Origin of the sequence: Rhizobium sp. S163, assembly GCF_030380805.1 — a bacterium.
Lineage (GTDB): Bacteria > Pseudomonadota > Alphaproteobacteria > Rhizobiales > Rhizobiaceae > Rhizobium.
Genome location: NZ_JAUDSA010000003.1, coordinates 224,444 through 237,929 on the forward strand (window position 1 = coordinate 224,444; position 13,486 = coordinate 237,929).

At 61.8% G+C, this 13,486-nt stretch carries 13 protein-coding genes; 7 read left to right on the plus strand and 6 right to left on the minus strand.

Annotation, left to right across the window (positions count from 1 at the left end; genetic code table 11):
- The first annotated feature begins 60 nt into the window (after positions 1–60).
- The 3 genes from glmU to QTL96_RS01240 all read left to right on the plus strand — a co-directional run bounded on the left by glmU (position 61) and on the right by QTL96_RS01240 (position 4,177).
- Entirely contained in the window at positions 61–1,422 is a 1,362-nt protein-coding gene (glmU, locus tag QTL96_RS01230) for a bifunctional UDP-N-acetylglucosamine diphosphorylase/glucosamine-1-phosphate N-acetyltransferase GlmU (protein WP_289726383.1), read from the plus strand.
- Between the two features lie 108 nt (positions 1,423–1,530).
- Positions 1,531–3,357 carry a glutamine--fructose-6-phosphate transaminase (isomerizing) gene (glmS, locus tag QTL96_RS01235; RefSeq protein WP_047510363.1) on the plus strand — a complete coding sequence of 609 codons (1,827 nt, stop codon included), beginning with the start codon at positions 1,531–1,533 and terminating at the stop codon, positions 3,355–3,357.
- A gap of 115 nt (positions 3,358–3,472) precedes the next feature.
- Positions 3,473–4,177 (plus strand): DUF502 domain-containing protein, encoded by a 705-nt coding sequence (locus QTL96_RS01240; protein WP_289726384.1) that lies wholly within the window; start codon positions 3,473–3,475, stop codon positions 4,175–4,177.
- A 7-nt stretch (positions 4,178–4,184) separates the two neighbouring features.
- On the opposite strand, the gene QTL96_RS01245 is transcribed toward QTL96_RS01240, so the two are convergent.
- Positions 4,185–4,679, minus strand: a complete 495-nt coding sequence (locus QTL96_RS01245) for a peptide deformylase (protein ID WP_289726385.1) — start codon at positions 4,677–4,679, stop codon at positions 4,185–4,187.
- Positions 4,680–4,847: 168 nt separating this feature from the next.
- Here QTL96_RS01245 and mgtE point away from each other — a divergent pair, with 168 nt between their 5' ends.
- Positions 4,848–6,260, plus strand: a complete 1,413-nt coding sequence (gene mgtE, locus QTL96_RS01250; RefSeq protein ID WP_018899931.1) for a magnesium transporter — start codon at positions 4,848–4,850, stop codon at positions 6,258–6,260.
- Between the two features lie 77 nt (positions 6,261–6,337).
- On the plus strand, positions 6,338–6,730 hold the full coding sequence (locus QTL96_RS01255; protein WP_018899930.1) for a MerR family DNA-binding transcriptional regulator: 393 nt from the start codon (positions 6,338–6,340) through the stop codon (positions 6,728–6,730).
- A gap of 16 nt (positions 6,731–6,746) precedes the next feature.
- Here the strand turns inward: QTL96_RS01255 and QTL96_RS01260 are convergent, their stop codons facing one another.
- Together QTL96_RS01260 and QTL96_RS01265 are read right to left on the minus strand one after the other, a co-directional pair.
- Entirely contained in the window at positions 6,747–7,733 is a 987-nt protein-coding gene (locus tag QTL96_RS01260) for a DUF1624 domain-containing protein (protein WP_289726386.1), read from the minus strand.
- Entirely contained in the window at positions 7,734–8,498 is a 765-nt protein-coding gene (locus QTL96_RS01265) for a DUF599 family protein (RefSeq protein WP_289727147.1), read from the minus strand.
- Between the two features lie 188 nt (positions 8,499–8,686).
- On the opposite strand from QTL96_RS01265, the gene QTL96_RS01270 reads away from it, so the two are divergent.
- Together QTL96_RS01270 and QTL96_RS01275 are read left to right on the plus strand one after the other, a co-directional pair.
- Complete coding sequence (locus QTL96_RS01270; RefSeq protein ID WP_289726387.1) at positions 8,687–10,093, plus strand: L-serine ammonia-lyase; 1,407 nt, start codon at positions 8,687–8,689, stop codon at positions 10,091–10,093.
- Between the two features lie 124 nt (positions 10,094–10,217).
- Positions 10,218–10,655, plus strand: coding sequence for a DUF1489 family protein (locus QTL96_RS01275; protein WP_289726388.1), 438 nt, complete (start codon positions 10,218–10,220; stop codon positions 10,653–10,655).
- A gap of 40 nt (positions 10,656–10,695) precedes the next feature.
- On the opposite strand, the gene QTL96_RS01280 is transcribed toward QTL96_RS01275, so the two are convergent.
- From QTL96_RS01280 to QTL96_RS01290, 3 genes are all read right to left on the minus strand, one after another.
- Positions 10,696–10,974: a hypothetical protein gene (locus QTL96_RS01280; RefSeq protein ID WP_018899925.1), complete on the minus strand. Its 279-nt coding sequence runs from the start codon at positions 10,972–10,974 to the stop codon at positions 10,696–10,698.
- Between the two features lie 115 nt (positions 10,975–11,089).
- Positions 11,090–12,532, minus strand: a complete 1,443-nt coding sequence (locus QTL96_RS01285; protein ID WP_289726389.1) for a serine hydrolase — start codon at positions 12,530–12,532, stop codon at positions 11,090–11,092.
- A 139-nt stretch (positions 12,533–12,671) separates the two neighbouring features.
- On the minus strand, positions 12,672–13,424 hold the full coding sequence (locus QTL96_RS01290; protein ID WP_289726390.1) for a hypothetical protein: 753 nt from the start codon (positions 13,422–13,424) through the stop codon (positions 12,672–12,674).
- Positions 13,425–13,486 lie beyond the last annotated feature (62 nt).

The window sequence follows — 13,486 nt, forward strand, 5'->3', positions numbered from 1 at the left end:
GTTAGCGACTTGCTGCTATGAGGCGGCAACGCGCCTGTAACGGATTCTTGGGAGCAGACCATGGAACGCACTTGTCTTGCCGTCATTCTCGCTGCGGGTGACAGCACGCGAATGAAATCGTCGAAGTCGAAGGTTCTCCACCCGGTGGCCAACCGCCCGATGATCGCCCATGTCGTTGAAGCCGTGGCCAAGACCGATATCGGTGCCGTGGCACTCGTGGTCGGTCGTGACGCTGATGAAGTCGCCAAGGCGGCCGCGGTCGGCGGTGTCGAGATCGAGGCCTATCTCCAGAAGGAACGCCTGGGCACCGGCCATGCTGTGCTTGCAGCGCGCGAGGCCATTGCGCGCGGTTATGACGACGTCATCGTCACCTACGGCGACGTTCCCCTGCAGACGGCAGCGCCGCTCAAGGCCGCACGCCAGGCGCTGGCGGATGGCAGCGATATCGTCGTCATCGGCTTCCACACCGACAAGCCGACCGGCTATGGCCGTCTGCTGGTCAAGGACGGCGAGCTGATCGCCATCCGCGAGGAAAAGGATGCGACCGACGCCGAGCGCGCCGTCACCTGGTGCAACAGCGGCCTGATGGCCATCAACGGCCGCAAGGCGCTGGAGCTTCTGGCCCTCATCGGCAACAACAACGCCAAGGGCGAGTATTATCTCACCGATCTCGTCGAGATCGCCCGCTCGCAGGGCGGCCGCGTCACCGCCGTCGATGCCCCCGAGGTCGAAATGACCGGCGCCAACAACCGCGCCGAACTCGCCGTCATCGAGCGGCTCTGGCAGGAGCGCCGTCGCCACGAACTGATGATCTCGGGCGTCACCATGATCGCCCCCGAAACCGTCTTCCTGTCTTACGACACCGTCATCGGCCAGGATGCATTGATCGAACCGAACGTCGTCTTCGGTCCCGGCGTGGTGATCGATGGCGGCGCCATCATCCATGCCTTCTCGCATATCGAGGGCGCGCATGTCAGCGCCGGTGCGACGGTCGGCCCGTTTGCACGCCTGCGGCCGGGTGCGGATCTCGCCGAGGGATCGAAGGTCGGCAATTTCTGCGAGGTGAAGAACGGCAAGGTGGGCGAGGGCGCCAAGGTCAATCACCTGACCTATATCGGCGACGCCCGCATCGGCGCTGGCGCCAATATCGGCGCGGGCACGATCACCTGCAACTATGACGGCGTTAACAAGAGCGAGACGATCATCGGCGCAAACGCTTTCGTCGGATCGAACTCCTCGCTGGTGGCACCCGTCAGCATCGGCGACAACGCCTACATCGCGTCGGGCAGCGTCATCACCAATGACGTGCCGGCCGATGCGCTTGCTTTCGGACGCGCGCGCCAGGAGATCAAGCCCGGCCGCGCCACCATCTTGCGCGAACTGGCGCTTGCGAAGAAGGCCGCCAAGAAGGCGAAAGGCTGATTGCCTTCGTAACGCGCGGTCACCGAAAGTGACCGCCGGGCCGATTGAGTAAAAAGTGAAAATTGTTACGACTGCCTGCAATTGATTGCTGGCTCTGGGGATTTCTTTATGTGTGGTATTGTTGGTATCGTTGGTAACAGCCCTGTAGCGGTGCGTCTGGTCGATGCGCTAAAGCGGCTTGAATATCGCGGTTATGATTCTGCCGGCGTCGCCACCATCCACGATGGCGCCATGGACCGCCGCCGCGCCGAAGGCAAACTCTTCAATCTCGAAAAACGCCTCGATAGCGAGCCGCTGCCCGGCATGACGGGTATCGCCCACACCCGCTGGGCAACGCATGGCGTTCCGAACGAAACCAACGCCCACCCGCATTTCGTGAAGGGCGTCGCCGTCGTTCACAACGGCATCATCGAGAACTTCTCCGAGCTGCGCGACGAATTGACCGCCGAAGGCGCCGTGTTCGAAACGCAGACCGACACCGAAGTCGTGGCGCACCTGGTCGCGAAGTATCTCGGTGAGGGCCTTGAGCCGCGCGCGGCGATGATGAAGATGCTGAACCGCGTCACCGGGGCCTATGCGCTGGCCGTCATGCTGCAGAAGGACCCCGACACGATCATGGCGGCGCGCTCCGGCCCGCCGCTCGCGGTCGGCTACGGCAAGGGCGAGATGTTCCTCGGCTCCGACGCGATCGCGCTGTCGCCCTTTACCAGCGAAATCACCTATCTGGTCGATGGCGACTGGGCGGTTCTGACGAAGGACGGCGCGACCATCCTCGATTTCGACGGCAACGAAGTCTCGCGTCCGCGCCAGATCTCGCAGACGACGGCCTATGTCGTCGACAAGGGCAATCACCGCCACTTCATGGAAAAGGAAATCTACGAGCAGCCGGAGGTCATCTCCCACGCGCTCAGCCAGTATGTGGATTTCGCCAGCAACACGATCAGCGCCAACGCGGCGGCGATCGATTTCAAGTCGGTGACCGGTCTCGCCATCTCCGCCTGCGGCACCGCCTATCTCGCCGGTCTCGTCGGCAAATACTGGTTCGAGCGCTATGCGCGCCTGCCTGTCGAGATCGACGTCGCCTCCGAGTTCCGCTACCGCGAAATGCCACTGTCGCCGACGCAGGCAGCACTCTTCATCTCGCAGTCGGGCGAAACCGCCGATACGCTGGCCTCGCTGCGCTATTGCAAGGACAATGGCCTGAAGATCGGCGCCGTCGTCAACGTCAAGGAATCGACGATTGCCCGTGAATCGGATGCGATCTTCCCGATCATGGCCGGTCCCGAAATCGGCGTCGCCTCCACGAAGGCCTTCACCTGCCAGCTCGCCGTTCTTGCATCGCTGGCATTGGGCGCCGGCAAGGCGAGGGGCACGATCGGCCCGGATCAGGAAAAGGAGTTGGTGCGCCATCTCGCCGAGATGCCGCGCATCATGAGCCGTGTGCTCAACGCTATCCAGCCGCAGATGGAAACCCTGTCGCGCGAGCTGTCGAAGTGCAAGGACGTGCTCTATCTCGGCCGCGGCACCAGCTATCCGCTCGCCATGGAAGGCGCGCTGAAGCTCAAGGAAATCTCGTATATCCACGCCGAAGGATATGCGGCCGGCGAATTGAAGCACGGCCCGATCGCGCTGATCGACGAGAACATGCCCGTCATCGTCATCGCGCCCTATGACCGCTTCTTCGAAAAGACCGTGTCGAACATGCAGGAAGTGGCAGCCCGCGGCGGCCGCATCATCTTCATCACCGATGAAGCGGGTGCCGCCCACTCCAAGCTGCCGACCATGGCGACGATCGTTCTTCCCAATGTCGACGAGATCATCGCACCGATGATCTTCTCGCTGCCGATCCAGCTTCTCGCCTATCACACGGCGGTCTTCATGGGCACCGATGTGGATCAGCCGCGCAACCTCGCCAAGTCGGTCACGGTCGAGTGAGGCCGTCCGACCGAGGCTTGTGCGGCGCGGCGAATTCTGGCAGTTTTTGGCACGGAAAGCACGGGGGCACTGATTTCCGATCGCAGCTAAACTCAACGGAGTTCGTCGGCATACGATGACGGAAAAACTGCCCCGATTGTCGGTCGCATCGCGCATCAGAAACAACTTTCTGGCGGGCATCATCATCTGCGCGCCGATCGCCATCACGCTGTGGCTAACATGGTCGGTGGTGCGCTGGGCCGATAGCTGGGTGAAACCCTACCTTCCGGCGCGCTACGATCCCGACAACTACTTGAATTTCGCCGTTCCGGGCTCCGGCCTGCTGATCGGCCTGATCATCATCACCGTCATCGGCTTTCTCGGCAAGAACCTGATCGGCCAGCAGATCGTGATGTTCAGCGAGTCCCTCGTGCGCCGCGTGCCGTTGGTCCGTGTCATCTACAAGAGCGTCAAGCAGATCTTCGAGACGGTTCTCAAGGAGCGCAGCAACTCTTTCAAGAAGGTCGGGCTGATCGAGTATCCGAGCCAGGGCCTCTGGGCGATGGTCTTTATCGCGACGGATGCGAAGGGTGAGATTGCCTCGAAGTTCAACGCCATGGGCCACGATATGGTCAGCGTCTTCCTACCGCCGACCCCGGTGCCGACGGCGGGCTTCCTGATTTTTGTGCCGCGCGAAAAGATCGTGCTGCTCGACATGTCGCCGGAAGACGCCGCGAAGCTTTTGATCTCCGGCGGCCTCGTGACCCCGGAAGAACTGGCCTCGCAGATCGCCGCACCTGAACCTGAACGCAAGCCGCTGCCGGCACCGGTTGAGATGTAATCCAGCCTCAGCCGCCGGCCTTCTCCCACTTCTTCACCAATCGGTCGCGCTTCAGCTTCGACAGACGCTGCAGCCAGAAAATCCCGTCGAGCTGGTCGATTTCGTGCTGGATGCAGATGGCGAGAAAGCCTTCCGCGTCCTCCACGTGGGTGTTTCCATCGACATCCTGATAGCGGAACCGGATTGCGTTCGGCCGGATCACCTCGTCGGTCGCCCCAGGCATCGAGACGCTGCCCTCCGTATTACGGCTTGTCTCCTGTGATGCGTTGACGATCTCCGGATTGACGTAAACCCGCACTCTATCCTCGCGGCTAAGCTCGATGACGGTCACGCGCTCGAATACGCCGATATGCGCGGCGGTGATGCCGACGCCGGGCGCCGCACGCATCGTGTCGAGGAGGTCGGCGACAAGCGTGCGCAATGTGTCGTCGAAGGTTGTCACCGGGGCGCAGGGCGTTTTGAGACCGGGGTGAGGGAAGCGTAGAATGGCGCGGACGGTCACGAAAACCTCTCCTGATTTCAGATGCGCCGAAACTATCTTCCGACTGGCGAATTGTCATCCGTATGAACGGTTTAACGCTGGACGTTCCCATATCTTTCGGCTAGCACGGGTTGAATTCCGGCGTATCGAAGCGTTCTAAACTTCGAAAGAGATGCGAGGGCGGCAAAGATGACGAACGACGCAGAAGAGCTCGTCCGCACGCGTCCGGAGGACAGCGAAGCCGACCTCTACGACGAGAACGGAAACGTCCGCAGCGACTTCCTGGCGCTTGTCGGCGCGGCCATCGCCGATCGCGATACGATCTTCCTCAGACAGCACGTCGCACGCCTGCACGAATCGGAACTGGGCGATCTGCTGGAATCGATCCAGCCCGATCAGCGCTTAGCACTCGTTCGCCTGCTCGGCGACCAGTTCGACATGACGGCACTGACGGAGGTCGACGAGGCGATCCGCCGCGAGATCGTCGACCAGATGCCGAACGAGCAGATCGCAGCCGCGATCGGCGAGCTCGATTCGGACGACGCCGTCTACATTCTGGAAGATCTCGACCAGGAAGACCGCGATGAGATCCTGGCGCAGCTGCCGTTCACCGAGCGCGTTCGCCTGCGCCGGGCGCTCGATTATCCGGAGAGCTCCGCCGGTCGCCGCATGCAGACGGAGTTCGTCGCCGTGCCGCCGTTCTGGACGGTCGGCCAGACGATCGACTACATGCGCGACGAGGAGAATCTGCCGGATTCCTTCTCGCAGATCTTCGTCATCGACCCGACGTTCAAGCTGCTCGGCGCAATCGATCTCGACAAGATCCTGCGCACCAAGCGGCAGAACAAGATCGAAACGATCATGCGCGAGACCAACCACCCGATCCCGGCCGAGATGGACCAGGAAGAGGCGGCTCAGCTTTTCGAGCAATACGACCTTCTCTCCGCCGCCGTCGTCGACGAGAACGACCGGTTGGTCGGCGTGCTCACCATCGACGACGTCGTCGACGTCATCCACGAAGAGGCCGACGAGGACATCAAGCGCCTCGGCGGTGTCGGCGACGAAGAACTGTCGGATAACGTCTTCTCGACGGTCAAGTCGCGCTTCCTGTGGCTGGTGATCAATCTCGGTACCGCGCTGCTTTCAGCTAGCGTCATCGGTCTGTTCGACGGCTCGATCGAGAAGATGATCGCGCTCGCCGTGCTGATGCCGATCGTCGCCTCCATGGGCGGCAATGCCGGTACGCAGACCATGACCGTGACCGTGCGCGCGCTCGCGACCGGCGATCTCGACATCTACAATGCCGGCCGCGTCATCCGAAGAGAAGTGGCGGTCGGTCTGGCCAATGGCGCCATGTTCTCGGTGATCATGGGCACCATCGCCGCGACTTGGTTTCATGACTACCAGCTCGGCTTCGTCATCGGTTCGGCGATGATCATCAATCTCTTCGCAGCCGCCGTCGCCGGCATTCTTTTGCCGTTGTTGCTGGATAAGGTTGGCGCCGATCCCGCCATCGCCTCGTCGGTTTTCGTGACCACGGTCACCGATTGCACCGGCTTCTTCGCTTTTCTGGGGATCGCCACCTGGTGGTTTGGCATATAGACAACTCGCAACCGGGTTGCACAAATTGACTATTACGTAAAAGTCAATATTATGGGTTCCTGAATATCGAGGGATCCATGCCGGTAAGCAAATATTACAGCATCACGGAGTTGACGCGCGAATTCGGAGTTTCGACGCGCACGCTTCGATTTTATGAAGACGAAGGCCTCATTCATCCGGAGCGCCGTGGCCGCACTCGGCTGTTTCGCCCGACCGACCGGCGCCTGATCCAGGAGATCCTGCGCGGTCGTCGCATCGGCTTCACCATCGCCGAAATTCGCGAAATCATTCAGGTCTACAAGGAGCCGCCGGGCGAGCTCGGTCAGCTGAAGCTGCTGATGAAGCGCGTTGACGAGAAGCGCGAGGACCTGCGCCAGAAGCGCAAGGATATCGACGACACGCTGGCCGAACTCGACAATATCGAAGAATCCTGCCTCGGCCGCCTTGCGGAAATCGGCGTCGGCACCTGATCAGTCAACGCGCCCCTTATTGGGGCGCGGCGCTGCATTCGCTGGCAAGGCTGAGGATGCGGCCATCATCGGCCTTGACCTCGCCGGATTGAAACGGCGTGAACAGCTTCTGCTCTTGAAGCTTGTCGAGCGTGCACTGGCAGAAGCTACGGCACAGCGCTTCGCCTTCCTGCAGGCTGCAGGACGTGTTGCATTGCTGCAGGTAGGTCTGCACGGGATCGGGCTTAGCCGGCGGCACGATGTAAGCCAAAGCAAACGCAATCGAGATCAGCACCGGCTGGTGGATCAGATAAAAGGCGAGGCTGTGTCGGCCCAATCGCGCAAGCAGGCTCGATCCGGTCCCTAGACCGGCTAGCTTCTCCGGCAGCTTGGTGCGCAAAGCGATCGCAGCACTCGTCAGCCCAAGCAGGAACGGCACCATCCACGGAAACAGCGGAACATAGTCGTTGGAGCGCTGCGGCATCTCGGCGAAGCCGATCCAGGCGAGGTAGCGTGGGTCGAAGAACGGCGAGCGCAGGAGACCCGGCGATACCCACGTATCGGCAATCCAGCCGGCGACCGCCACGATGGTGACGGCGACGATAGCGGGCAGAGGCAACCGCAACAACAGTACGCCGACCACGCTCAGCACGGCGATGCAGTGCAGGATCCCGAAGAATATCCATTCTCCCGGCATGAAGAAATAAGTCGCCACGGAAATGGCCACCGACGCGGCGGCGATCATCCCGAACCGCTTCCAGAACGAGTTCCAGCGTGTCTCGGGCGTATTGGCAAGCACCAAGCTGACGCCGACGATGAACAGGAAGGTCGAGGCGATGGCGCGGGCATAGAGCTTCAGCCAGCCGGTCTCTGCGGTGCCCGGCGTGAGGTAGCCGACGAACTCCATGTCCCAGGTGAAATGATAGGTCGCCATCGCGATCAGCGCCGCGCCACGCAGCGTGTCGAGCAAGCCGATGCGCGGCGGCTTAGGCGTCGCTGTGGTCTCCGTCGCCGGAACAGTCATTCACATTCCCCCAGGTGAGTCGCTTCCGTCGGCCGACGGATTGCTGCGGGGAATAGGAGAAAGGTGGAGATTTGATGACGGCTCGCGATCCATGATCGCCAGCCGCGCCTCCGAGAAGAACTGCCGACGCGTCAAAACGACGATGACGATGGCGGTCGTCAGCATGAAGACGTAGGGGTTAATGAACCAGCCGAGATAGCCGATCGACAGGAAGATCGCCCTGAGCCCCTCGTTGAAATGACCACCGGCGATGATGTTCATGCGGATGACACGCTCAGCGGCCCGCTCGGCCGCCAGAACGTCGTTTTCCGTGTCGCGCATCATCGGGATACCGCCAAACAGGATGGTGCAGTAGTTGAACAGGCGATAGGACCAGCCGAACTTGAAGAAGGCATAGCCGAATAGCGCGGCCAAGCCGCCGACCTTCATCTCGAACACCGCGTGGCCGCTATGGAGGACCAGCGGCAGATCGGCGAACACAGCATCCACCTTCTCCGTCGCGCCAAGCAGCGCGAAGCAGCTGCCGACGGCGAAGATCGAGGTGGAGGCGAAGAAGGCCGTGCCATTCTGTAGGCCGGCCATGATCTGCGTATCGATCATCTTCAGGTCGCGGCGCAGAGAATTGTAGATCCACTCGCGCCGCCGTTCGATCATCGCATGCGTAAGGCTGGTGCGGCCGAAGAGGCTTGCGCTGCGCAACAGTCGCGCATAACCGAACCACATGAGTGCGAAGAAGCACAGGGCGATGTAATCTGGTGTCGTCATCATTATATTGATTCAGTCCCTCTCCACGCGCCCACTCTATAGATAGAAGCGCTGACCGCAACAACGGGCGGACATGGAACCTTTCATAGGATGATGTCGCACGCGTGAAATGCTATGTCGGGGAACCGAACGGATCGCAGGCTGCGCTGGCGTAGCCTGAATCAGTAAAATCTCAACAGGACGCACACATGTTCCTTTCTGTTTTCGACGTATTCAAGATTGGCGTCGGCCCTTCCAGTTCCCACACGATGGGGCCGATGACGGCGGCGAACCGCTTTCTCGATCTGATTCTGTCGGATGAATGGCCGCGCCCGTCTTCGGGTGCCAATGTCGCGGCGATCAAGGTCAGCCTACACGGCTCGCTCGCCCACACCGGCATCGGCCACGGGACGGGCAGGGCCGTCATTCTCGGCCTGATGGGTGAGCAACCAGATAGCGTCGATCCCGACCAGATGGACGGCATCATCGACAAGGTCGAGCGCTCCGGCCGCATCACGCCATCAGGACACCCGGCCTATCAGTTCCAGCCGAAGACCGATCTGGTATTCGACAAGAAGCAGCCGCTTCCGGGCCACGCCAACGGCATGTCCTTCTCGGCCTTCGACAAGGACGGCCGGATGCTCGTGCGCCGCATCTACTATTCCGTCGGCGGCGGCTTCGTCGTCACAGATACGGAACTGGAGACCATGCGCGCCAAGAAGAAGATGCCGTCGGATGGCGTCAAGGTGCCGTATCCCTTCTCTACCGCCAAGCAGATGCTCGATATGGCGGCGCGCTCAGGCGTCTCGATCGCGCAGATGAAGCGTGCCAACGAGGAAAGTCAGCGGAGCCGCGAGGAACTCGACGAAGGCCTCGACCGGATCTGGGAAGCGATGCGCTCCTGCATCGAGCGCGGCCTCAAGGTCGACGGCATCATGCCGGGTGGCCTCAATGTCCGCCGTCGCGCCCGTTCCATTCATGACAAGCTGCAGGAAGAGTGGCGCAGCAACCGTATCAATCCGCTGCTCGCCAACGACTGGCTGAGCGTCTACGCCATGGCGGTCAACGAGGAGAACGCGGCTGGCGGCCGCGTGGTCACCGCGCCGACCAATGGCGCCGCAGGCGTCATCCCGGCAACGATCCGCTATTACGAGCATTTCCACGATGATTGGGACCAGAACGGCATCCGCGACTACCTGCTGACGGCAGCGGCCGTCGGCGGCATCATCAAGCACAACGCCTCGATCTCGGGCGCCGAGGTCGGCTGTCAGGGCGAAGTCGGCTCGGCTGCCGCAATGGCCGCCGCGGGCCTCGCCGCCGTGATGGGCGGCACGCCTGAGCAGATCGAGAACGCGGCCGAAATCGCGCTGGAACACCATCTCGGCATGAGCTGCGATCCCGTCGCCGGTCTCGTCCAGGTTCCCTGCATCGAGCGCAACGCGCTGGGCGCGGTGAAAGCTGTGACCGCCGCGTCGCTCGCGATCAAGGGCGACGGCCGCCACTTCGTGCCGCTCGACGCCTGTATCGAGACCATGCGCCAGACCGGCTACGACATGAGCGAGAAGTACAAGGAAACCTCGACCGGCGGCCTCGCGGTCAACGTCGTGGAGTGTTGATAGGCCGGGCCGGCTACCGCGGTCTGGAAGGCGTATCACACTGTGATTGGAAAACCGGCGGCTAGAGGCCGCCGGTGCGTTCAAGCCGCTTGACGCTGCCGCGCAAAAGGATTTGAACGGCGGTATGGCATTGCATCTTATCAAACTCTGCGTCGGCGCCGACTCGATCGACGACCTGCGCGAATGGGTGGCCGAACGCTCTTTGAGGGCGATCGCCGCCGGCATGGAACCGCACTCCGTCCACACGACCCGAATGGTCCCGAAGCGCGTTGAAGAGTTGCTCGACGGCGGCTCGCTGTATTGGGTGATCAAGGGCCAGGTTCAGGCGCGGCAGAAGCTGCTCGATATCCAGAGCTTTACCGATGGCGAGGGCATTGGCCGCTGCCATCTGGTGCTTGGCCCCGAGGTCATCGAAACGGCGGTCCAGCCGAAACGTGCCTTTCAGGGGTGGCGCTATTATCCGGAAGAGGATCGCCCGCGTGATCTCGATACGCTCGGCGACGGCGTCGCCGAGATGCCCGCGGACCTGCGCCGCGAGCTCTCCGAACTCGGCCTTCTCTGACGCGACGCATCACGTCAGAGAAAGACCTGTTCGTTTCGGCTCAGCGGAGCCGCATCGTCACCGGCGCCCGGCCTTCCGGGTTGGTGACGTGAAGATGGATACTGGCTTCGGGCTGCGAGTAACGCCAGGCGCGTGCGCCATGCGACAAGAGCAGATTGATCAGGTCCTTGGTCTTGGCCGTCTTCGCCTTCGGCCGCGGCATGCCAATCTCGGCAAGACGCATCGCCGCTTCGTGAAGCGGATGCAGGACCGAGCGCGGATTCTTGCCAGTCAACCGACCTTCGGCCGGAAATTCCGGAACATTCTCGTTGATCGCCATAATTATCCCCGTACGCAATACAAATCAGGTCTAGGAAGGCCGGCCCTGTCGCGAACACCGATCAAGGCCGAATTCCGGGCCGCCGCCTGAACACCATAGGCGGCGGTGGTCTTCATCACTGGGCGGAGGCCCAGCACTTCACGCCGGCACGCTTCAGCGAGTTGCAGGCGTTGACGGCTTGCTTCTGGTCGTCGAAGCCACCGAAGCGTGCGCGATAGCTGCCGGCATAGGCGACGGCGAAGGGCTTCGCGGAACGCAGTGCCTTGCCGCCCTTGTTCTTGGCGCCGTCGAGCAGGTCCATGGCTGCTTCGCGGCTGGCCGAGACGCCGATCTGTACGACCCAGCCTTCCGGCTGCGCCTGCTTGGTCGATGCGGTCGTAACGTTGTCGACCGAGGTATCACCCTGTTCCGGCGGAACGTAGGCGGTGGTCGGCGTGGGAACCGGCGCGGCAGCGGCCTGCTTGATCGGCTGCGTCTTCACCTTCGTTGGCTGCGGCATTTCCTGCAGAAGCGGATTGTCGGACTTGGACGACGACGTGCCGGCATAGGCGACCTGCGCCGAGGCAACTTCAGTGCGGCTGACCGGCAGCGGATGCGTCGGCGGCAGTTCCGCGACTTCCTGCTTGGCAACGGTCACTGGAATGACGGTTTCGGACGAAATCTTCGGTGCCTGGGCAACCAGTGCGGATCCACCGCGGGTCGAAGCCTTCGGCAGGTAGGAGGCAATCAGGTTGCGCATCTGGGTGTCGCGGGCAGGCGTGGAAGCACCGCCGAGCACGACGCCGACGATCGACTTGCCATCGACCTGAACCGAGCTCACCAGATTGAAGCCGGCAGCGCGGGTGTAACCGGTCTTGATGCCGTCAACGCCGCGCACCGAACCGACGAGGCGGTTATGGCTGCGGATGATGCGGTTGCCGAACTTGAAGCTCTGCGTGGAGAAATAGCCGTAATACTGCGGAAAATGCTGGCGCAGCGCGATGCCGAGACGGGCCTGGTCGCGCGCCGTTGTCATCTGCGCGGTGTTCGGCAGGCCGTTGGCATTGCGGTAGGTGGTGCGCGTCATGCCGAGCGCGTGTGCCTTCGCTGTCATGATCTGCGCGAAACGGTCTTCCGAACCGCCGAGCAGTTCGCCAAGCGCGGTCGAGGCGTCGTTGGCGGAAAGGGTAACGAGGCCGAGAATGGCCTGCTCGACCGAAATCGTGGCGCCCGGGCGAACGCCGAGCTTGGTGGGCGCCTGGCCGGATGCATGGGCGGAGAAGGGAACGGCGCTATCGAGACGGATGCGGCCCTGCTCGAGCGCTTCGAACGTCAGATAGAGCGTCATCATCTTGGTCAGCGAAGCCGGATACTGCAAGCGATCGGCGTTTTCGCTGTAGAGGACATTGCCGGTATTGGCGTCGACGACTATGCCGGCATACTTCGAATTGGCAGCTTCCGCGTCGGAATTGACCGTATCCAGGCCAACCAAACCGACTGCCATGGACAGCGCAACGATCGCCTTGATCAGGAAATTGCTGGAGCGGGACGGGGAAGCGGAAGAAGCTGACCTTGACACTATTTCACTCTTTGCTTGGCTTGCAGTTTAGAAGAATCGGGACCGCGCTTCGCCCGCACGATCAACCTCAATGAAGGTAGCTCTTCGGGGTTACCAATCCGTTTATGATTAATCGTTTGTTTCACCGTTTCGGACCATTCTACCTGGATGTCGCGGAACGGTTCATGAGGCGCGTTTCCACAAATTGGGCAATAGCGACATCAATATGTTCCCACTCCGCCAAATGACGGCTGGAGAAGCGGTAGAGCACACTTAAATCGCGGCCGACCTTGATGTCGCGCTGGCAATCGCCGCTGGTCGTCTGCTCGGGGCTCGCCGGCAGCAGGCATCGTACGACGTAGTCGGGACCACCCTGGCGCGGCGCCGTCAGCAGCACTTCGTCGCCATATCCGGTATCGGCCCGAAGCTTGTGGAGCGTCATGCCGTTAGCAAATGGCTGCGGGGTTGGGTCGATCAGATGCGAGTAGATCGGCTCGAACCGGCCGGACATGTCACGCGACATGGTCGCCTGCGTGACCTGCAGGAAAATCAGGTCCGGGGACTTGGCGATATCGTCGAAGCGATCGCGATTCTCGCTCGAATAACCCTGCATTTGCGGCCAAGCGAGATAGACGTCCGCGCGCTCGGTGGTGCCGCTATGTCGCTGGCTGGGGAAGCGAATCGTGTTTTCCTGGAGCTGCAGCGTGTCCTGGCCGATCGTCAGCGTCACCGGCGCGGTGCTGTCGGTATTTCCAGCAAGCGACACGCGCGCGCCAAACCATCGGCCGCCAACGCTGATGGCAACGGTGAGCACCGCCAGAAGCGCTATGGCAATGGTTGTGCGGATGAGAAAGCCAGTCGACAGGAGAGGGGATTCCTCGACCTCTGTGGAGCTCTGAATGGCCTGGCGCATGACGGCTTTCGCATATCTGACCGTCGCAGGAAAAACGTGAGCCGCCGGTGTCGCTGATCTAT

Bases quoted from the DNA above. Each gene is read 5' to 3' on its own strand.
- glmU (WP_289726383.1), top strand. From the start codon at position 61: ATGGAACGCACTTGTCTTGCCGTCATTCTCGCTGCGGGTGACAGCACG.
- glmS (WP_047510363.1), top strand. From the start codon at position 1,531: ATGTGTGGTATTGTTGGTATCGTTGGTAACAGCCCTGTAGCGGTGCGT.
- QTL96_RS01240 (WP_289726384.1), top strand. From the start codon at position 3,473: ATGACGGAAAAACTGCCCCGATTGTCGGTCGCATCGCGCATCAGAAAC.
- mgtE (WP_018899931.1), top strand. From the start codon at position 4,848: ATGACGAACGACGCAGAAGAGCTCGTCCGCACGCGTCCGGAGGACAGC.
- QTL96_RS01255 (WP_018899930.1), top strand. From the start codon at position 6,338: ATGCCGGTAAGCAAATATTACAGCATCACGGAGTTGACGCGCGAATTC.
- QTL96_RS01260 (WP_289726386.1), bottom strand. From the start codon at position 7,733: ATGACTGTTCCGGCGACGGAGACCACAGCGACGCCTAAGCCGCCGCGC.
- QTL96_RS01265 (WP_289727147.1), bottom strand. From the start codon at position 8,498: ATGACGACACCAGATTACATCGCCCTGTGCTTCTTCGCACTCATGTGG.
- QTL96_RS01270 (WP_289726387.1), top strand. From the start codon at position 8,687: ATGTTCCTTTCTGTTTTCGACGTATTCAAGATTGGCGTCGGCCCTTCC.
- QTL96_RS01275 (WP_289726388.1), top strand. From the start codon at position 10,218: ATGGCATTGCATCTTATCAAACTCTGCGTCGGCGCCGACTCGATCGAC.
- QTL96_RS01280 (WP_018899925.1), bottom strand. From the start codon at position 10,974: ATGGCGATCAACGAGAATGTTCCGGAATTTCCGGCCGAAGGTCGGTTG.
- QTL96_RS01290 (WP_289726390.1), bottom strand. From the start codon at position 13,424: ATGCGCCAGGCCATTCAGAGCTCCACAGAGGTCGAGGAATCCCCTCTC.